The 18,066-nt window shown below is 44.7% G+C and carries 21 protein-coding genes and 1 riboswitch; of the genes, 11 read left to right on the top strand and 10 right to left on the bottom strand.

Annotated elements, in window-relative coordinates; translation table 11 throughout:
• Positions 1–57 precede the first annotated feature (57 nt).
• From mtnW to LQ247_RS18860, 4 genes are read left to right on the top strand one after another with little or no spacing between them, the layout of a single operon-like run.
• Positions 58–1,275, top strand: coding sequence for a 2,3-diketo-5-methylthiopentyl-1-phosphate enolase (gene mtnW, locus LQ247_RS18875; RefSeq protein ID WP_144498102.1), 1,218 nt, complete (start codon positions 58–60; stop codon positions 1,273–1,275).
• Positions 1,272–1,970, top strand: a complete 699-nt coding sequence (mtnX, locus tag LQ247_RS18870; protein WP_144498100.1) for a 2-hydroxy-3-keto-5-methylthiopentenyl-1-phosphate phosphatase — start codon at positions 1,272–1,274, stop codon at positions 1,968–1,970. Before mtnW ends, mtnX begins: the two co-directional genes overlap by 4 nt.
• Positions 1,931–2,554, top strand: coding sequence for a methylthioribulose 1-phosphate dehydratase (locus LQ247_RS18865; RefSeq protein WP_144498091.1), 624 nt, complete (start codon positions 1,931–1,933; stop codon positions 2,552–2,554). The genes mtnX and LQ247_RS18865 overlap by 40 nt, the downstream gene beginning before the upstream one ends.
• A gap of 19 nt (positions 2,555–2,573) precedes the next feature.
• Positions 2,574–3,110 carry a 1,2-dihydroxy-3-keto-5-methylthiopentene dioxygenase gene (locus tag LQ247_RS18860; RefSeq protein ID WP_020451142.1) on the top strand — a complete coding sequence of 179 codons (537 nt, stop codon included), beginning with the start codon at positions 2,574–2,576 and terminating at the stop codon, positions 3,108–3,110.
• A 27-nt stretch (positions 3,111–3,137) separates the two neighbouring features.
• Here LQ247_RS18860 and fosB read toward each other — a convergent pair whose 3' ends face one another.
• Together fosB and LQ247_RS18850 are read right to left on the bottom strand one after the other, a co-directional pair.
• Positions 3,138–3,602 carry a metallothiol transferase FosB gene (fosB, locus tag LQ247_RS18855; protein ID WP_144498089.1) on the bottom strand — a complete coding sequence of 155 codons (465 nt, stop codon included), beginning with the start codon at positions 3,600–3,602 and terminating at the stop codon, positions 3,138–3,140.
• Complete coding sequence (locus tag LQ247_RS18850; RefSeq protein WP_144498087.1) at positions 3,589–3,909, bottom strand: YkvA family protein; 321 nt, start codon at positions 3,907–3,909, stop codon at positions 3,589–3,591. Before LQ247_RS18850 ends, fosB begins: the two co-directional genes overlap by 14 nt.
• 215 nt (positions 3,910–4,124) lie before the next feature.
• Here LQ247_RS18850 and LQ247_RS18845 point away from each other — a divergent pair, with 215 nt between their 5' ends.
• Positions 4,125–4,367, top strand: coding sequence for an aspartyl-phosphate phosphatase Spo0E family protein (locus tag LQ247_RS18845; protein ID WP_020451145.1), 243 nt, complete (start codon positions 4,125–4,127; stop codon positions 4,365–4,367).
• A gap of 58 nt (positions 4,368–4,425) precedes the next feature.
• On the opposite strand, the gene LQ247_RS18840 is transcribed toward LQ247_RS18845, so the two are convergent.
• Positions 4,426–5,937 (bottom strand): PAS domain-containing sensor histidine kinase, encoded by a 1,512-nt coding sequence (locus LQ247_RS18840; protein ID WP_020451146.1) that lies wholly within the window; start codon positions 5,935–5,937, stop codon positions 4,426–4,428.
• 237 nt (positions 5,938–6,174) lie between these two features.
• On the opposite strand from LQ247_RS18840, the gene LQ247_RS18835 reads away from it, so the two are divergent.
• On the top strand, positions 6,175–6,630 hold the full coding sequence (locus tag LQ247_RS18835) for a MarR family winged helix-turn-helix transcriptional regulator (RefSeq protein WP_020451147.1): 456 nt from the start codon (positions 6,175–6,177) through the stop codon (positions 6,628–6,630).
• A 23-nt stretch (positions 6,631–6,653) separates the two neighbouring features.
• Here the strand turns inward: LQ247_RS18835 and motB are convergent, their stop codons facing one another.
• The 3 genes from motB to LQ247_RS18820 all read right to left on the bottom strand — a co-directional run bounded on the left by motB (position 6,654) and on the right by LQ247_RS18820 (position 10,524).
• A complete protein-coding gene (motB, locus tag LQ247_RS18830; RefSeq protein ID WP_020451148.1) occupies positions 6,654–7,433 on the bottom strand; it encodes a flagellar motor protein MotB in 780 nt (259 codons plus the stop codon).
• The gene (motA, locus tag LQ247_RS18825; protein ID WP_020451149.1) at positions 7,426–8,229 is read right to left on the bottom strand and encodes a flagellar motor stator protein MotA; all 804 of its coding nucleotides are present in this window, start codon (positions 8,227–8,229) and stop codon (positions 7,426–7,428) included. Before motA ends, motB begins: the two co-directional genes overlap by 8 nt.
• Before the next feature lie 198 nt (positions 8,230–8,427).
• Entirely contained in the window at positions 8,428–10,524 is a 2,097-nt protein-coding gene (locus LQ247_RS18820) for an ATP-dependent Clp protease ATP-binding subunit (protein WP_231006416.1), read from the bottom strand.
• Positions 10,525–10,744: 220 nt separating this feature from the next.
• On the opposite strand from LQ247_RS18820, the gene LQ247_RS18815 reads away from it, so the two are divergent.
• The 5 genes from LQ247_RS18815 (at position 10,745) to queF (ending at position 14,392) form a co-directional block, all read left to right on the top strand.
• Entirely contained in the window at positions 10,745–11,782 is a 1,038-nt protein-coding gene (locus tag LQ247_RS18815) for a YkvI family membrane protein (RefSeq protein ID WP_020451151.1), read from the top strand.
• An 81-nt stretch (positions 11,783–11,863) separates the two neighbouring features.
• A riboswitch (PreQ1 riboswitch) is annotated at positions 11,864–11,908 on the top strand.
• 138 nt (positions 11,909–12,046) lie between these two features.
• Entirely contained in the window at positions 12,047–12,706 is a 660-nt protein-coding gene (queC, locus tag LQ247_RS18810) for a 7-cyano-7-deazaguanine synthase QueC (protein WP_020451152.1), read from the top strand.
• Between the two features lie 2 nt (positions 12,707–12,708).
• Complete coding sequence (queD, locus tag LQ247_RS18805) at positions 12,709–13,149, top strand: 6-carboxytetrahydropterin synthase QueD (protein WP_023857309.1); 441 nt, start codon at positions 12,709–12,711, stop codon at positions 13,147–13,149.
• Positions 13,142–13,873 carry a 7-carboxy-7-deazaguanine synthase QueE gene (queE, locus tag LQ247_RS18800; RefSeq protein ID WP_075213208.1) on the top strand — a complete coding sequence of 244 codons (732 nt, stop codon included), beginning with the start codon at positions 13,142–13,144 and terminating at the stop codon, positions 13,871–13,873. Before queD ends, queE begins: the two co-directional genes overlap by 8 nt.
• Before the next feature lie 21 nt (positions 13,874–13,894).
• On the top strand, positions 13,895–14,392 hold the full coding sequence (queF, locus tag LQ247_RS18795) for a preQ(1) synthase (RefSeq protein WP_009328607.1): 498 nt from the start codon (positions 13,895–13,897) through the stop codon (positions 14,390–14,392).
• 464 nt (positions 14,393–14,856) lie between these two features.
• On the opposite strand, the gene LQ247_RS18785 is transcribed toward queF, so the two are convergent.
• The 4 genes from LQ247_RS18785 to LQ247_RS18770 all read right to left on the bottom strand — a co-directional run bounded on the left by LQ247_RS18785 (position 14,857) and on the right by LQ247_RS18770 (position 17,348).
• Positions 14,857–15,366, bottom strand: coding sequence for a DinB family protein (locus tag LQ247_RS18785; protein WP_101560801.1), 510 nt, complete (start codon positions 15,364–15,366; stop codon positions 14,857–14,859).
• A gap of 365 nt (positions 15,367–15,731) precedes the next feature.
• Positions 15,732–16,523, bottom strand: coding sequence for a DUF817 domain-containing protein (locus LQ247_RS18780; RefSeq protein WP_023857306.1), 792 nt, complete (start codon positions 16,521–16,523; stop codon positions 15,732–15,734).
• Between the two features lie 110 nt (positions 16,524–16,633).
• Positions 16,634–16,855: a helix-turn-helix domain-containing protein gene (locus LQ247_RS18775; protein WP_020451161.1), complete on the bottom strand. Its 222-nt coding sequence runs from the start codon at positions 16,853–16,855 to the stop codon at positions 16,634–16,636.
• A 10-nt stretch (positions 16,856–16,865) separates the two neighbouring features.
• Positions 16,866–17,348, bottom strand: coding sequence for a DUF2975 domain-containing protein (locus LQ247_RS18770; protein WP_020451162.1), 483 nt, complete (start codon positions 17,346–17,348; stop codon positions 16,866–16,868).
• Between the last annotated feature and the right edge of the window lie 718 nt (positions 17,349–18,066).

The raw sequence follows: 18,066 nt of genomic DNA, 5'->3' as shown, positions 1-18,066 counted from the left end.
TAGCTAAAGCAGCAAAAGAGGTTTTTTTATATGCATGAAGCAGGAAGGAGCTACAGAATGAGTGAACTTTTGGCAACATATGTTTTGACAGATCAAGGATGTGACGCAGAAAAGCGGGCCGAGCAAATCGCGATCGGACTGACGGTCGGGTCGTGGACAGATCTGCCGCTCTTAAAGCAGGGACAGCTGAAAAAGCATAAAGGACGCGTCGTCAAGGTCGAAGAAACAGAAAGCGCGCTGGGGGAAAAACAGGCATCGGTCACCATCGCTTATCCGGAAGCCAATTTTACAAGCGACGTTCCCGCTGTGCTGACGACCGTTTTTGGAAAGCTGTCTCTCGACGGAAAAATCAAATTGGCGGATTTGGAGTTTTCGCAGTCTTTTAAACGATCATTGCCGGGTCCGAAATTCGGCGTATACGGGATCCGGAAAAAAATCGGCGAATTTGAAAGGCCTCTGTTGATGAGCATTTTTAAAGGCGTCATCGGCCGCGATATGGAAGACTTGAAGGAACAGCTCAGACAGCAGGCGCTCGGCGGAGTGGATTTGATCAAGGACGATGAAATCTTATTCGAAACAGGCAGTGCCCCCTTTGAAAAACGAATCACGGAAGGAAAGAAAGTGCTTGAGGCAGCTTTTGAAGAAACAGGGCGCAAAACGCTGTATGCCGTCAACCTGACGGGCAGGACAATGGAGCTGAAATCGAAGGCGAGAAAAGCAGCCGAGCTCGGAGCCGATGTGTTGCTGCTGAATGTGTTTGCCTACGGGCTCGATGTTTTGCAAAGCCTTGCGGAAGACGGCGACATCCCGCTGCCGATCATGGCGCACCCGGCAGTAAGCGGCGCACTCACTTCGTCGCCGCATTACGGTTTTTCCCATTCGCTCTTGCTCGGCAAGCTCAACCGGTATGCGGGTGCTGATTTCAGCCTGTTCCCTTCACCGTACGGAAGCGTTGCTCTGCCGAAGCGGGATGCGCTTGCCATATATGATGAATGCACGAAGGAAGACGTTTTTAAACCGACATTCGCCGTCCCGTCGGCCGGTATTCACCCCGGCATGGTGCCGCTCTTGATGAAAGACTTCGGCATTGACCATATCATCAACGCAGGCGGGGGGATTCACGGTCATCCAAACGGAGCGGCAGGCGGAGGAAGGGCGTTTCGGGCGATCATTGATGCCGTCCTGGAAGCGGAGCCAGTCGAAGAAAAAGCAAAGTGTTCTCCCGATTTAAAGCTCGCCCTTGAAAAATGGGGAAGGGTTGAGGTTTCCGTATGAGGCAGCCGCTTATCATTTGCGATTTTGACGGAACCATTACAACAAACGACAACATCATCAGCATTATGAAACAATTTGCTCCAGAAGAGTGGCACGCTTTAAAAGACGGAGTTCTGTCCAAGGACATATCGATTAAGAACGGGGTCGGCAAAATGTTTCAATTGCTGCCGACAAGCCTGAAAGAAGACATTATGGGATATGTACTGAAACAAGCCGAGATCCGCCCCGGGTTTACAGAGTTTGTCTCTTTCCTGGATGAGCAGGGTCTTCCGTTTTACGTCGTGAGCGGAGGGATGGACTTTTTCGTCTATCCTCTGCTTGAAGGCATTGTCGAAAAGGAACGCATTTACTGCAATGAGGCCGGCTTTTCAGGGCGCAATATCGAGATCCGCTGGCCGTATCCGTGTGATGGCTGCTGTGGAAATGAATGCGGCTGCTGCAAGCCTTCCATCATCCGCCGGCTGAAAGGCCGGGACGATTTTGTTGTCATGATCGGGGACTCTGTTACAGATGTTGAAGCTGCCAAATGTTCCGACTTGTGCATCGCGCGCGATTATTTGCTGCGGGAATGTGAGGGGCTCGGCCTGAAGCATGCGGGATTCGGCGATTTCCGTGATGTAAAGCGAATACTTGAAGAGACCGCGGAGGTGAAAGAATGGACCCTGAGCAAAAATGGCAAGAACTTGCCGAGGTAAAAAAAGAGCTTGCGGAAAGGGATTGGTTCCCGGCGACAAGCGGCAATCTGTCAATCAAAGTATCAGAAGACCCGCTGCGATTTATCATCACAGCAAGCGGAAAAGATAAGCGAAAAGCGTCCGCGGAGGATTTTCTGCTGGCGGACGAAGAGGGGAGACCGGCGGAGACCGGACATACGCTGAAACCGTCGGCGGAGACGCTGCTGCACACCCGTGTCTATCAAAATACAAACGCGGGCTGCTGTCTTCACGTCCATACGATTGACAACAATGTCATCTCAGAGCTTTACGCAAAAGAAAAGCAAGTGACATTCAGAGGCCAGGAAATCATAAAGGCGCTCGGTCTTTGGGAGGAAAATGCGGAGGTTGCGATCCCGATTATCGAAAACAGCGCTCATATTCCGGATTTGGCGGCGGATTTTGCCGGACACCTTTCAGGCGATTCAGGGGCAGTGCTGATTCGCAGCCACGGCATTACCGTCTGGGGAAAAACGGCATTTGAGACAAAGCGGATGCTTGAAGCGTATGAATTCCTGTTCAGCTGGCATTTAAAACTGAAAGCTTTGCAGGCTTACCACGTTTAATTAAAAAGGGGGAGAAAGCATGGCGACAATTCGAATCCATGATGAACAAAACACGACCATTGAAAAGCAGGAAGAAGTAGAACAATTTCTAAAGGGGCAGGAGGTCATTTATGAAAAATGGGATATCACAAAGCTGCCGGCCGGCTTAAAAGAAAAATACGATTTGACCGATGAAGAGAAACAGGAGATTTTAGACGTCTTTGCCGCTGAAATCAAAGACATTTCAGAACGCCGCGGCTATAAAGCGAGCGATGTCATCTCGCTTTCCGACCAAAATCCGAAACTCGATGAGCTCTTGAAAAATTTCAAACAGGAACATCATCATACAGACGATGAAGTCAGATTTATCGTCAGCGGCCACGGTATCTTTGCGATAGAAGGAAAAGACGGCACATTTTTTGATGTCCTCTTAAATCCGGGAGATTTGATCTCCGTTCCTGAAAACACCCGCCATTATTTCACGCTTCAGGAAGACCGAAAAGTCGTGGCTGTCAGAATCTTTGTGACGACAGAGGGCTGGGTGCCGATTTATGAGAAAGAGAGTGTGAGCCGATAATGAAAAAGCGTCCGCGTGGACGCTTTTTTATTTGTTTCTGTCATAAAGGGCCTTGATGTGGCCTTCATGAAAGGAGAGATGCTGTTTTTCATTTTGATAGTATTGAAGACGGTCAAATACAGAGCCGGTGTGAAGCTCGAACTTATGGCCGTCCGGATCTGAGAAATAAATTGAATCTTTGTCGCCTTCATGCCGTTTTCTGCCCTTTAGCACGTTTACACCTAAATCGCGTAATTTCTTTTCCCAGAACGGCAAATCTTCCTGTTGAATCGAAAAGGCGATATGGGTGTAAGAGTCGTGGATTTCCTGTCTTTTAATGCCTTTCTCTTCGTTTAATGCGAGCCAGATGCCGTTCAGGTCAAAATAAGCGGTTTTCTCGGCCTTTACGAGCCACTTGGCATCAAACACCTTTTCATAGAATGAAATAGAGACGGACAGGTCAGAGACTGAAAACAAGAGATGATTGATACCGAGAATATTATTGTTTGCCATTGCCGTTTATTCCTTCCGTTAGATGTATTTCAAATCCGTCCAGTTCTTTGGTGATTTGCCTGAATAGAAAAGCGAGCACAGCCGCGTCATCAAGCCAGCCGATACCTGCGAGAACATCGGGAATCAAATCGATCGGAGACAGCACATAAATCAATGCCAGCGCGGCCAGTAAAATCGTTTTTTTCGGGAATAAGGGGAAGTCTCCCTTTCTCCAGGCTCTAAATGCCTTGAAAAACAATAAGAGGCCTGAATACGCTTCTTTCACGGCAAAGATGGTTCGGAGCCTTGACACTGGTTTTTTCATCATTTAGACCTCCTTCTATCCTCATGAACTCTTTTAAAGGTGTTTGCCGTATTTCATCGATGGGTATTACACCTTTAATTCCACAATTCTATTATACTCGATTTCAAAATAATTTTTTGAGAAATAGGTTTACAAAATAAGTATAATCTGTAATAATGCTCAAGTACGCAAAATCTGGATGGTTCTAAGAAACGATATGTCGGTAAGGGGTGAAGCGTATGCAAAATTATGTTGAAAAAGAAGCATTGCTCGTTTCCATCAGCAAGAAGCGGCAAATGATGGTTGAAGCCGCTGAAATCTATGGATTTACAGGGGATGAAACGATCAGGCGGAGCCAGGAGCTGGATCAATTAATTTATGAATATCAAAAACTGTCTATGAATGAAAATGCGTCGGACCATCTGCTGCAGGATTTTTTAGGCTGCATCGACTGTCTGACCGTTGAAAAATATACAGCATAGTGACTGAACGAAAAAGAGCTGCCGTGAAAGGCAGGCTCTTTGCAGGAACGGGGAAGCCTCAGTCAACCTGTTCCTTTGAAGTCGGCAGCGTAATCGTTACAGTCGTTCCTTTATGCTGTTCGCTTTCGATCTGAATGGTTCCCCCGTACATGGAAATGATGCGCTTGCACACGACAAGGCCGAGTCCGGTTCCCTTTTCCTTTGACGTGACAAAAGGCTGGAAAATACTCTCCATCATTTCTTTTGGAATGCCTTCTCCGATATCCTTCACAATAATTTGCGCCTTCTCTTGATGATGTTCGATTTGAATGAGCAGCTTTCCGCCGTTTTTCATCGATTCAAGAGCATTTTTGGCGACGTTCAAGACAACCTGCTTAATATGATCTTTTTTACAATACACATAAGCCGGGTCTTCTCCACAGTCTTGAAATTCCACTTCCACATTATATAAATTTGCCTCAGAATGAATAATCGGCATGATTTCGTCAATCATTTCATTCATGGCGTTAAGCTGCCACTGCTCTGCCGTCGGCTTTCCGAGCACGAGAAACTCGCTGACAATCTGGTTGATCCTCCGGATTTCCTGGTCGATGATTGAGAAATACATTTGATCTTCTTTTGATTGATATTTTTTTTGCAGGAGCTGGATAAAGCCGCTGATACCTGTCAGCGGGTTTCTGATTTCATGAGCGGTGCTCGCTGCCAGGGTGCCGATTAATTCGAGCTTCTGGGCTTCATTTTGGGCGCGCTCCTGCTTGGTCCGCCGCTTCAGCAGCACATACTGGAGCATGAGGAACATAATATTCAGCAGAATGAAAATACTTAAAAATGACAGCAGAAGACTGTGAACGATTTCATCAAGCTGGACCGGTTCCGGATAAACTTCAAGCTTCCAGTCGATCTGATCCAAAAAAGCATCGACGGTGCCGCCGTCCGGCTTCTCAGGAGGAGAATGGCCTGCTGTAAAGACAATCTGATTCTTCTGGTTGAGAATTTTGATATAAAGCTCAGGGCTCAGGACGTTCATGATATTTTTCAGATAATCGACGCGGATCGAAGCCAGCAGAAAATTTGTCGTTCTGCCTTCGCTGTCATAGACAGGAGTAAAAATATTCAGCTCCAGCCTGTCCGACACTGTATGTATATCGTCTGTGATCACGGATTTCTTTGATTTTTCCGCTTTTTGCAGAATGTTCTTGTATGAAACCTTCTTTTTTTCTTTGACGGGAGACGTGCTCACCATGACATCGCCGTCTTTATTTAAAAGGTATAAAGCCGAAAAACGCGGTTCTTTTTTATACGTTTCCGTCAGGATTCGTTTGATATGCTGCTCATTAACAGGGTGGTTGAGGGCCGTGGCAAGGGAGCTGAGCCTTGCTTCTGTTTCGCCGATCAGGTAGTTGATTTGGTTGCGGTGAATATTGAGCATGAGAGTCGCAGTCTGACGGTGCTTTTCAGTGATATTTTCTCGTTCTTGTTCGTATACAAAAAAGCTTATAATGAAGGCGGGGATCATTACCAAGATCAAATAAAGCCTGACTTTCTTCCATAGATTTTTCAAATTGCGCATATTTTTACTCTCTCCCAATCGATACAGGAATAGGGGTATTATATCACTAGTGAGAGCCGATTTATAGAAAAGATAACCAATACCGTGAAAATAGGACACAATACCGGGGAATTTCCGGATATATCTATTTGATGTTCGATTCCTACTCATCATAACATGGTTTGAATGTTAACAGTTGACATTTTCCTCATAGTTTATTAATGTTTTCCTGTAGTTGTTTCTTTGGAGATGAGAGATATGAGTAATAGAGAACAGGAACAGTCCTTGAAATTATTTATTGTATTATCTCGAGCGTACAGATCCATTAATGATCATATGAATAAACATATTCATCATCATGGTCTGAATCCAACCGAGTTTGCCGTTTTAGAACTCCTCTATCATAAAGGGGATCAGCCCCTTCAGCAAATAGGGGATAAGATTCTACTGGCGAGCGGGAGTATTACATATGTGGTTGACAAGCTTGAGCAAAAGGAGCTGATCGCGAGAAGAGCCTGTGCGACCGACCGCAGGGTGACCTATGCGCAAATTACAGATAAAGGCACCAAGCTCCTGGAGAAGATTTTTCCGGGTCATGCAGAAGAGCTTCACCACATGATCAGCGTGTTAAGCGATGAGGAGAAAGAAGCCTGCATCGAAATGCTGAAAAAAGTCGGACTGAACGCAAGAAATATTTATAAGGGCAAAGAATAAGGAAGCTGCCAAAAGGCAGCTTCCTATTCTTTTTTATTCAAGTTTTCCTGGCCGATCGGCAGGATGAGGATTTCAACGCGTCTGTTTTTCCTTCTTCCTTCTTCGGTGTCATTTGAAGCGATCGGTTTAAATTCTCCGTAGCCTTTCGCGCTGAATATCTTGGCGTCAAGCTTGGGATTTTCGATTAAAAGCCCCATGAAATTGACTGCCCGCATCACGCTTAAATGCCAATTTGATTTAAATTGAGAATTTCGAATCGGCACATTGTCCGTATGTCCGCTGATTACGATATTGCGGGGCGGATTCAAGACGAGAAGGTCGGATACTTCCTTGGCCAGCGGAATGTCCTGCTGGCGGATCTCCGCTTTTCCGGAATCAAAAAAGATATTATCCTCGATGGAAAGGAGGAGGCCTTCGTCTGTCAGCTTCGTATTGACCTGTTTTTCAAGACTTTTCTCTTTAATAAACCGGTTGACCTGCTCCTGAATTTTTTTCAGCGACTGCTTGTCTTTTTCTTTTTGATCTTGAGAGAGATCTTTTGCTTGGTCAGGGCTTTTTCCATCTTCGGTTGTGCTCGTTTTCGGCTCGGTGAAGCTGGAATAATCCATCATTCCTGTTCCGCCGGTAAATACGGCATTGAATGATTTAGACAGCATATCGAACTTCTTGGCGTCGATCGAGCTCATGGCAAACAGTACGATGAACAAGGCCAAAAGCAGTGTCAGCAGGTCGGCATATGGGATGAGCCAAGACTCATCCACGTGTTCTTCATGGTCTTTTTTGTGCTTCTTTTTTCTAGCCATTGCTGCTGTCTCCTTTGTCTCCTTCTGGGATGACGATGCTGGAGCGTTCGCTTGGAGAGACATACATCAAAAGCTTTTGTTCAATGACTTTTGGAGCTTGGCCTTCCAAGATCGAAAGGATGCCTTCAATCATGACTTCGCGGACTTTGACTTCCTGTTTGGATTTCCGCTTTAATTTATTGGCAAAAGGATGCCATAGTACATATCCGGTGAAGATCCCGAGAAGGGTCGCGACAAAAGCGGCGCTGATCGCATGTCCAAGCGCTTCAGTGTCGCTCATATCCGCAAGCGCTGCGATCAGTCCGACAACAGCGCCCAAAACGCCGAGTGTCGGTGCGTATGTGCCCGCCTGGGTAAAAATGCCCGCTCCGACTTGATGTCTTTCTTCCATTGCTTCAACTTCTTCAGTTAAAACGTCCCTGATAAATTCGGCACTTTGGCCGTCTACTGCCATGCTCATGCCGTTTTTCAAAAATTCATCATCGATCTCATTCAAATTTGCTTCCAAAGCGAGAAGTCCTTCACGTCTTGCGATTTGTGCCCACTCGGAAAACATCGGGATCAATTCGTTGATTTCGATCATCTTCTTCTCTTTGAACAAGATGCCGAAGAGTTTGGGAACCTTTTTGATCTCGCGGATTGGAAAAGCGATCACAACTGCTGCGATTGTACCGACAAGGATGATCAGCCATGCCGCGGGATTGACGAGAACGGAAGGGCTGACACCTTTCATGACCATGCCGACACCTACTCCGATGATAGCTAAGATGATTCCAATTAACGATGTTTTGTCCATTTTTTCACCAATTCCTTTAACTAACTTTTCTATCGTTAATATCGGTGTTGCGTGATAGGAACTTTAGGGTGTTTCTTAAATTGTTTCAAAATCATGGTGAAAAGGGACTTTAGGGTTATTTAATGTTAAAAAATAGAATTTTTGTGATTCTTACGTTGTATGTAAAGCGGCCTCCGCAATTGGAGGCCGTTATGTGTGTTATGCGGTTGGTTTCACCAAGATTTCATCGTTTTCAACGATAACCGCAAAACCGTTGATGTATTCTTCTTCAAGCAGCAGATCGGTCATTTGATCTTCGACTGCTGTTTGAATGGTTCGTCTTAATGGGCGGGCGCCGAAGGCCGGATGGTATCCGATTTCAGCAATTTTTTCTTTTGCTTCATCTGAAACTTCAAGCGTCATGTTTTGCTCTTTTAACGTTTCTTCAAGCTCTTCCAGCAAGAGAGTGACGATCTTGACCAGATCTTCTTTTTCGAGCGGCTGGAACTCGATGATGCTGTCAAATCTGTTCAGGAATTCCGGCTTAAAGTAGCTGCTTAGGGAATCGATCATTGATTGTTCGCCCATTACTTGTTCTTCCCGGTTAAAACCGACGGTTGTCCGCTTTTCAGATACTCCGGCATTGCTTGTCATAATGATGACGGTATCTTTAAAGCTGACCGTCCGTCCCTGGCTGTCTGTCAGACGTCCGTCTTCCATGATTTGCAGGAACATGTGCTGAACATCGGGATGGGCTTTTTCGATTTCATCAAGCAAAACGATGCTGTACGGGTTCCTCCGGACTTTTTCGGTGAGCTGTCCGGCTTCTTCGTGGCCGACATATCCAGGAGGTGAACCGATCAGCTTCGATACGGCGTGTTTTTCCATGTATTCGCTCATATCGAGGCGGATGACGGCATCCTTCGTGCCGAACAGTTCTTCCGCAAGCCTTTTAGAAAGTTCTGTTTTACCGACACCTGTCGGGCCGACGAACAGGAATGAACCGACTGGCCTGTTTTTTGATTTCAGGCCGGCGCGGCTTCTTTTGACGGCTTTTGCCACTTTTTTTACCGCTTCTTTTTGACCGATCACGCGGCTTGAAAGGTTTGCTTCAAGCTCTTTCATTTTCTTCTGATCGTCGTGCTGAAGCTTGCCGACCGGAATGCCGGTTTTTTGTTCGATGATCGCTTGAATGTCTTCAGCTTTAACGGTTGCCCGTTTTTCTTCCGCATGGTTTTCCATTTTTTTGTGCAGTGCTTCTTCTTCATCGCGGAGCTTTGCTGCAAGCTCATAGTTTTCTTCCTGCAGCGCTTTAGCTTTTTCCGCTTCGATTTCTTTCAGGCGTTGGGAAGCTTGTTCACCGCTGACCGTGTCGATTTTCAAGTTCGCTTTTGAACCGGCTTCATCCAAAAGGTCGATCGCCTTATCGGGAAGATGACGGTCCTGAATATAGCGGCTAGACAGAACGACGCAGGCTTTGATCGCTTCATCCGTGTAAGTTACATCATGATACGCTTCGTATTTTTCTTTCAGCCCGTTTAAAATCGCCGCGGTCTGCTCAATTGTCGGTTCATGCACCATGATCGGCTGGAAGCGCCGCTCTAATGCTGCATCTTTTTCGATTTGGCGATATTCTTTCAACGTCGTCGCGCCGATGACTTGCAGTTCGCCTCTGGCAAGCGCAGGTTTTAAAATGTTGCTGGCGTCCATGGAGCCTTCGGCAGAGCCTGCTCCGACAAGAAGGTGAATTTCGTCAATAAACAAGACCGCGTTTTTGCGTTCTTTCAGCTCTTTCATCAGCTGTTTCATTCTTTCTTCAAATTGTCCTCTGATGCCGGTGTTTGCTACGAGGGAAGCGACATCAAGCAGGTAGAGTTCTTTGTTTTTCAATTTATTTGGAACATCGCCTTCGGCGATTTTGAGAGCAAGTCCTTCAGCAACGGCTGTTTTACCAACGCCCGGTTCACCGATTAAGACAGGGTTGTTTTTATTTCTGCGGTTTAAGATCTCGATTACACGGGCCACTTCATCATCGCGGCCGATCACCGGATCGAGCAAGCCTGTCTTTGCGGCATTCGTTAAGTTGACGGCAAGTTCATCGAGCAAGCCTTTTTTGGCAGTGGTTTGCGTCTGCGCTTGTGATGGCTGGCTGAAGAAAGAACCTCCTCCGCCAAAAAAATGATTTCCTGAAAACATAGAAGGCTGAGTCAGCTCTTTATAGCAGTCTTCACATAAATCCATTTGCTTTTTTGTAAAGTTGATTTGCATGTTCAGGCGAATCGTCGCCTCATTTTTTTGACAATGTTGACAACGCATTTGCCAAAACCCCCTTTATTGAATTTGACCTTTTTTGACCAATTGACTTTGAAAAAATGGTCTGCAATTTGACCATTTCTGACTATTAGTATACATTGACCTTCTTTGACTTTCAAGTTCTATGCTTTTTCTTTTTTGTTCCTGAGTGAGAAGTTGTCCTTCTTTTTAAAGGACATGGCTCATATGGTGTAGAAAGGGAATTCGTTTACGGAGGAGTCGTATGAGTCAATCACATGGATCAGCCTTTCAGCTGGCATTTGTTTATGTAGGAACAGTCGTCGGAGCCGGATTTGCAACTGGAAGAGAAATCGTCGAGTTTTTTTTAAGATTCGGCTGGCCGGGGTTAGCCGGAATTTTGATCAGCGGACTGATGTTTACATTTCTCGGCGCAAAAATGATGCTGATTGCGGTCAGAATCAATGCCAAATCTTATCAGGAGCTGAATCAATATTTATTCGGCCATACGCTCGGGAAATTTGTCAATGTCTTCATGCTCGTGATTTTGCTCGGCGTGACGTCTGTCATGCTGTCCGGAGCGGGGGCGATATTTGAGGAACAGCTCGGCTTTTCAAACCAAGCGGGGATGATTGCGACGATTGCCTTGAGTCTGTTTGTCATGATGAAGGGCGTTAAAGGGATATTCGGCGTCAATGTCATTGTCGTTCCGCTGCTGCTTCTGTTCACAGTCATCGTCCTGTTTGATTCGTTTATTTTCAGAGGGCCGGAGATCCACAATTTGGCGGCATTCTCGGCGGCAAAACCCGATTGGATTTTATCCGCTGTTTCGTACGGCGCTTTTAATTTGTCGCTCGCACAGGCGGTTCTCGTGCCGATCGCTTCTGAACTGAAATCTGAACGGCTCATTATAAAAGGAGCATTAATCGGAGGGTGTCTGCTTACCCTTGTGTTGATCGCGAGCTTTCTGTCTCTTTCAACATTGCCTGATGTCCTTTTATACGAAGTTCCGATGGCACAGGTTGTATTCATTGTCCAGCATTCTGTCCATATCATCTATCTGTTTATCATTTTCGGGGAAGTCTTCACATCGGTCATCGGCAATTTATATGGTCTTGAAAAGCAGATTAATGAATATCTTCATATGAAAAGCCTGTATGTATTTATGTTCATCCTGCTGACAATCTACTTGACGGGACAAATCGGCTACGGAAAGCTGATATCGACCATTTATCCTTTGTTCGGCCAGCTGAGCCTCGTCTTTATATTCTTTTTGATCGTCAAAAGGGTGCCTGAGCGTTGAATGGCAGGCATTGCACTTGGCGAAACATGTGATTTGTGATAAGATGGCGAAGGAAAATTGAAACAAAATCCGCTTGAAACTGCGGGAGAGGTTCTAGCAAAACCCTCTATAAAAAACTAAGGAAAGCTGTATCCTTGGGGTATGGCCTTTTTTATTGTTTTTTTGCTAGAACACTTTTCTCACAGAGAAAGGTGTTTTTTCGTTTAGATATTAGTGAATCTCTTCTTTTATGAAATACTGACGGAAAGCGGAGAAGGAGGAATTATGAAACAGGAAAAAGCGATCGTCGTATTCAGCGGCGGTCAGGACAGTACGACTTGCCTTTTGTGGGCGCTTCGGCAATTTCAGGAGGTGGAAGCGGTCACCTTCCAATATAATCAGCGGCACCGAGAGGAAATCGAAGTCGCGAAAAAGATCGCTGAAAAGCTTGGCGTCAAGCATCACCTTCTTGATATGGAACTGTTAAATCAGCTCGCGCCGAATGCTTTGACAAGGGATGATATCGAGATTGAGGCGAAAGAAGGCGAACTTCCGTCCACTTTTGTTCCGGGACGCAACCTCGTGTTTTTATCGTTCGCTTCGATCCTCGCCTACCAGGTCGGCGCGCGGCACATCATAACTGGTGTATGCGAGACGGATTTCAGCGGCTATCCGGATTGCCGGGATGAGTTCGTCAAATCCTGCAATGTCACTGTCAACTTGGCGATGGAGCGCCCGTTTGTCATCCACACGCCGCTGATGTGGCTGAACAAGGCGGAAACGTGGGAGCTCGCCGATGAGCTTGATGCGCTTGATTTCGTGAAAAACGAGACGCTGACGTGCTACAACGGAATCATTGCCGACGGCTGCGGCGAATGCCCGGCCTGCAAGCTTCGGGCGAATGGCTACAATGAATATATGAAAATGAAAAAGGAGCGAGCTTAACAGTGCTTACACAAATTTACCCGCAACCAAGCCATCCTTACTCTTTTGAACTAAATAAAGATATGCAGATGTCAGCCGCGCATTTTATTCCGAGAGAGGATGCGGGCGCATGCAGCAGAGTCCACGGCCATACGTATACAATCAATATCACGATTGCCGGGGATGAATTGAATGAATCAGGATTCCTTGTCAACTTCAGCACCATTAAAAAATTGATCCACGGGGAATACGATCATACGCTTTTAAATGACCATCAGGAATTTTCGGGTGAAAGCGCGGATCGGATCCCTTCGACAGAAGTGGTGGCGAAAACGATTTACGATAAAACAGAGGCTTATTTGAAAGATCTCAAAAACCGTCCGCATTGCGTTCAGGTGTTTGTCAGGGAAACGCCGACAAGCTATGTCGTCTACCGTCCGAAACCGGGTGTTCACAATGGCTAAGCCGATTCCCGTACTTGAAATTTTCGGTCCGACGGTTCAGGGAGAGGGGATGGTCATCGGGCAAAAAACGATGTTTGTCAGAACAGCCGGCTGCGACTATTCGTGCAGCTGGTGCGATTCAGCTTTTACCTGGGACGGTTCGGCGAAAAAAGACATCAAATGGATGACCGCGGAAGAAGTATACGAATCTCTTAAAGACATCGGCGGAAACGCCTTCTCGCACGTTACGATTTCAGGAGGCAACCCGGCGCTTTTAAAACAGCTGGACGGACTGATTTCCCTTTTAAAAGAAAACGGTATACGGACAGCGCTTGAGACGCAAGGGACGTTTTATCAAGACTGGTTTGCCGGAATCGATGATTTAACAATTTCGCCAAAGCCGCCGAGCTCCAATATGAAAACCGATTTTAACAAGCTTGATCATATTGTTGAAAAACTGAAAGAGCACGGCCGGGCGGCAGCGGCAAGTTTGAAGGTCGTCATATTCACGGCGGAAGACCTTCAATTTGCAAAGCAAGTTCACCAGCGTTATCCTGATGTCCCGTTCTTTCTCCAAGTCGGAAATGACGACGTTCATACAGAAGACCAAGTGCGGCTCGTCGAACGGCTGCTTCAAAAGTATGAACAGCTGGTAGAAGCGGTCACGCGCGACCCTGAATTGAACCGCGTCCGCGTTCTCCCGCAGCTCCATACCCTGATCTGGGGTAACAAACGAGGCGTTTGAATGAAGAAAGGAAGATGAATGATGACCACAAGAAAAGATTCAGAACTCGAAGGCGTAACCCTTCTTGGAAATCAAGGCACCAATTATTTGTTTGACTATTCTCCAGAAGTGCTTGAGTCTTTCCCGAATAAACACGAAAACAGGGACTACTTCGTGAAATTCAACTGCCCTGAATTCACATCCCTGTGCCCGAAAACCGGACAGCCCGATTTTGCCACGATCTATATCAGCTACATCCCTGATAAAAAAATGGTAGAAAGCAAGTCTTTGAAACTGTATCTCTTCAGTTTCCGAAATCACGGCGATTTTCACGAAGACTGCATGAACATCATCATGAACGATTTAATTGAGCTGATGGACCCGCGCTACATCGAAGTCTGGGGCAAATTCACCCCGAGAGGCGGAATCTCGATCGACCCGTACACCAACTACGGCAAGCCCGGCACAAAGTATGAAAAAATGGCCGAGTATCGGATGATGAATCATGATCTGTATCCGGAAACGATTGATAATCGGTAAGAGGTGCAGGAGAAGTGAGGGTTTGTGATCGATGTGTGACCGGAGTGACCTCGTCTTTATAGACGGGGTTATTTTTTTAGAAGTTGAATTATCACTTTTAACGGAATGGGCATAATATGACACGCAATTCATATTGTGAAAAAGATGTAATCTCGGCTCGCCTCGTTAACGTCTTCGTTCGCTAGTTCGCCTCTAACTACGCAACCTTTATCGTTCGTATAAACGAAAAAGGGGGCCGTAATTGGCGTTTTGAGTTTCCTGGGATTCACGAAGGGATTTCATCAGCATTTCGTCTCTTTCCTTCTGCCGTTTCTCAAAAAGTTCAATGCGTTCCAGCATCATTTTATTGAATTCCTATTGTTGTTTGACAAATTGAGATAAGGCGTGATCTATTTTCAGGCCGTCCAGCATATCTTTTAGTCCACACAGTGGCCTGAACGTAACAGATACGCAGTTGTTATCTATTATTGATCTATAGAAAATTCTTTTTCAGGGAGTCCCAAAATATCTGTATTATTAGGAATATAACCAAGCAACCGTAACATTGCTACAATTTGCCCCTTATGATGAAACTCATGCGTAATAGAATGGACTAGTAATTGGTGTGGTGTTTTTTTTACGATTCCACTGCCCGCTTTCCAAGAAGGCTCTTTTTCGATAAAATTATCAAATTTCTCAGTGAATTGTTCAAACACAGTATCCACATATATATCAGCCTGTTGAAAATAACGTTGAATATCTTCTATCTGCATATTATGGAGTGCTTCCTTTGTTATGAGTGGTGAAGTTGTTTTTGAAAGCACAAAAGAACCCAGCCAAGCATGATAACAACCAGCCACATGAACTAAAGAATCTCTTATACTTTGAAAACCAAATCCAAACTCTTTTGTAAAATCATTTTTATTCAATACTTTACACTGGTCTAGTAAAATCTGTCTTGTTTGTTTCACCCAATCATATTCGTGTTTTTCCATCACTATCCCACCCCTTAAAAACAATAAATATCAAAATATTCTTCTAATTATACACAAAGGTGTACCATCATTAAATGCTTGATTTAATCGAACTTTAATGCAGGCAAATCAAGGCGCTCTATTTTGAGGGGGAAAAGATACATAATAATAATACATAGCCAAGTGCGACCGATAAAATGAAGAAATTGAAGAGTTTAAAACTGCGAAAATACATATGGGAAATCATTGAAGAAAACATGACGGTATATACATCCCGACAAATAATAAGATAATGAGCTAAGAATGCAGATACCAAGATTGCGAATACTAAAAATAGACGCCAACTATGGCGTCATAAACTCCTTGATACCCTTTAAAATAAAGAGTTATAAAAATTGACCGGCATCCACTCTAGTGGAATCTTTCTCCTTAACCAGTTTTAATGTGGCCACGATTAGAAAGCTGACAATCACTAGTAAGAGCCATGAACTCACTTTTCCTAGATGAACGAGACTCCACGCGCTGGTTTGGTTTGGATATGTCCAGGCTCCAAAAAACGTTGCGATATTTTCGGCTATCCATATAAAAAATCCGATGAGCACAAAAGAAAGTGCGAGCGGCATACGGTAACGAATTCCATTAACCTCGTATATGACCCATGATTTCCAAAAGACAATTACTACAAGTCCAGATAACCAAAAGCGGACGTCAATCCAATAATGATGGAGGAAAAAATTCAAATAAATCGCAGCGGCAAGAGGTACAACGACAAAAAACGGCGGCCACTTAACCAGTTCAACCTTAAGCCTCCTCCACGCCTGGCAAAGATAACTGGCGACACTTGCATACATAAAGCCGCTATATAAAGGTACTCCGAAGATTTTGGAATAACCTTCCTCTGGATAAGACCAGGAGCCCATTTGCACCTTGAAAAGTTCAAGAGCTAGTCCAATAAGGTGGAACAATGTGATCACCTTTAGTTCATCCCGTGTTTCAAGCCCGGAATACACCATCCACCACTGCATGAGAAGGCAGATAATGAGCAGCCAGTCATACCGCGGCAGGAAGGGAAGAGGGATGATTTGTGTAATTGCCAAAGAGGCAAAAATAACGACAGGAAATAAACATGACAAGGACTGCTCCCAACCAAAACGAACGAGTTGATTTAGTGCTCTCATCATGTGTGCCTCCGAAGTTTTTTTCTGAATATATGCGAGGCCAGCTTAGTATTGCAGCTAAACAGATTTACGGGTATGCGCATAAGATCACCGCCGAATAGGCTAAATTTTTAATCATGGGTGTCTTCATCACTTCGGTATTCCAAAATATCTCCGGGTTGACATTCTAAAGCCTTGCAAATCGCCTCTAAAGTTGATAATCGAATAGCCTTTGCCTTTCCGTTTTTTAATATAGAAAGATTCGCCATTGTGATTCCAACCCTCTCAGAAAGTTCCGTTACGCTCATTTTTCTTTTAGCAAGCATCACGTCAATATTGATAATAATTGCCATTGTTTTCACCTCAGACTGTTAAATCATTTTCTGATTTTATATCAATCGCTTCTTGCAATAGCCTTTGGAGAACAGCAGCAAAGACGGCGATAACCATTGAAGCAAAAATAAGGACCAGTCCGATTAGTATGATGCCAGGAGCGTCGTCCATCTCCGCGATGAGATAGAAGAGCGGCATGCCTGCCGCTAATAAAATACTGATGGTGATTGCACAGTATTTTATATTCTTTAAAGCCCGTACAGACAATTTCGAGAAAGCTTTATTGTGGTCAATATAGCTTAAAAGTTTAAAGGCTTGATACAGAGCAAAGTAAAAAGGTATCGCCGCTGCATACAAATCGATATAAACGAGATATTTCAGATAAGAAATATCTGGATACAAATCAGCTGCAAAATTCGCTATCTTCGGCACGAAAAATATGCACAAAGCAAGAACTGGGATTCCAATAAGAATAACAGCCATCTTTAAAAAGAGTGTTGATCCCCGTTTCATTAAAAGCACCTCACTTATTTTGTCGATTTGAATTTAACACATTATTTATCGTTTTACAATAAAAAAATATTGATAAAGGTGATTTTATTGTTGTTATGGTATGATACCTTTTTGATTTTAGACAAGCGTTTATAAAGCTAAGCAAAGAAATACGTCAGCGGAGTATACATCACCTCTTTTGGACATTTGCGGCTTCCGCCAAACGAAAAGATCAAGCTTAAAGGGTCTCGAACGATAGCTTATATGAACGCAGGTTCGAGACAGTCAATGAATTGAAAAACGCTGGTTATGCGTTAGTTAACCGGAACTCAGCAGAACCATATCGTCAAATAAATCCTAGGGTGAAAAAGCTCATACGTACCATAAAGGAATATGTGTCAACAAGGAGACAATAAAACAGCTTCCGATTGGCATGTCTTTGCCCATAACGTGAAGACTCGGGTTGAAGTCGAGGAGTTATTTGAGGTGAAGACCGAAGACGATTAGTGTGGTGAAAACAGAAAAGAGAATGTTGTTAGATTTAAATAAAAATAAGGCGCCAATTAAGGCGCCTTCATCTCGTCTTAAATCCATTCACAAAACTTTCTCCGTCCTGCTCCGTGTTAATAAGCTGCTGGGCGCTTTGGCTGATTCGTTGAGCAAGCGCCTCTTGCGCTTTTCCTTCAAAGCTGTAGAGAAGCGATGAATAGACGCTGTTCATTTCTTTTTGTATATCGTC

The organism is Bacillus sp. BS3(2021) (assembly GCF_021043345.1).
GTDB classification, from domain to species: domain Bacteria; phylum Bacillota; class Bacilli; order Bacillales; family Bacillaceae; genus Bacillus; species Bacillus paralicheniformis.
Note: the sequence above shows the minus strand (reverse complement) of the source record. Positions and strands in the feature narration are given on the sequence as shown.

Bases quoted from the DNA above. Each gene is read 5' to 3' on its own strand.
- motA (WP_020451149.1), bottom strand. From the start codon at position 8,229: ATGGACAAAACATCGTTAATTGGAATCATCTTAGCTATCATCGGAGTA.
- LQ247_RS18815 (WP_020451151.1), top strand. From the start codon at position 10,745: ATGAGTCAATCACATGGATCAGCCTTTCAGCTGGCATTTGTTTATGTA.
- LQ247_RS18820 (WP_231006416.1), bottom strand. From the start codon at position 10,524: ATGCGTTGTCAACATTGTCAAAAAAATGAGGCGACGATTCGCCTGAAC.
- queC (WP_020451152.1), top strand. From the start codon at position 12,047: ATGAAACAGGAAAAAGCGATCGTCGTATTCAGCGGCGGTCAGGACAGT.
- LQ247_RS18780 (WP_023857306.1), bottom strand. From the start codon at position 16,523: ATGAGAGCACTAAATCAACTCGTTCGTTTTGGTTGGGAGCAGTCCTTG.
- LQ247_RS18770 (WP_020451162.1), bottom strand. From the start codon at position 17,348: ATGAAACGGGGATCAACACTCTTTTTAAAGATGGCTGTTATTCTTATT.
- LQ247_RS18850 (WP_144498087.1), bottom strand. From the start codon at position 3,909: ATGATGAAAAAACCAGTGTCAAGGCTCCGAACCATCTTTGCCGTGAAA.
- LQ247_RS18785 (WP_101560801.1), bottom strand. From the start codon at position 15,366: ATGGAAAAACACGAATATGATTGGGTGAAACAAACAAGACAGATTTTA.
- LQ247_RS18865 (WP_144498091.1), top strand. From the start codon at position 1,931: ATGGACCCTGAGCAAAAATGGCAAGAACTTGCCGAGGTAAAAAAAGAG.
- mtnW (WP_144498102.1), top strand. From the start codon at position 58: ATGAGTGAACTTTTGGCAACATATGTTTTGACAGATCAAGGATGTGAC.
- LQ247_RS18840 (WP_020451146.1), bottom strand. From the start codon at position 5,937: ATGCGCAATTTGAAAAATCTATGGAAGAAAGTCAGGCTTTATTTGATC.
- mtnX (WP_144498100.1), top strand. From the start codon at position 1,272: ATGAGGCAGCCGCTTATCATTTGCGATTTTGACGGAACCATTACAACA.
- LQ247_RS18775 (WP_020451161.1), bottom strand. From the start codon at position 16,855: ATGGCAATTATTATCAATATTGACGTGATGCTTGCTAAAAGAAAAATG.
- queE (WP_075213208.1), top strand. From the start codon at position 13,142: ATGGCTAAGCCGATTCCCGTACTTGAAATTTTCGGTCCGACGGTTCAG.
- queF (WP_009328607.1), top strand. From the start codon at position 13,895: ATGACCACAAGAAAAGATTCAGAACTCGAAGGCGTAACCCTTCTTGGA.
- LQ247_RS18860 (WP_020451142.1), top strand. From the start codon at position 2,574: ATGGCGACAATTCGAATCCATGATGAACAAAACACGACCATTGAAAAG.
- LQ247_RS18835 (WP_020451147.1), top strand. From the start codon at position 6,175: ATGAGTAATAGAGAACAGGAACAGTCCTTGAAATTATTTATTGTATTA.
- motB (WP_020451148.1), bottom strand. From the start codon at position 7,433: ATGGCTAGAAAAAAGAAGCACAAAAAAGACCATGAAGAACACGTGGAT.
- LQ247_RS18845 (WP_020451145.1), top strand. From the start codon at position 4,125: ATGCAAAATTATGTTGAAAAAGAAGCATTGCTCGTTTCCATCAGCAAG.
- fosB (WP_144498089.1), bottom strand. From the start codon at position 3,602: ATGGCAAACAATAATATTCTCGGTATCAATCATCTCTTGTTTTCAGTC.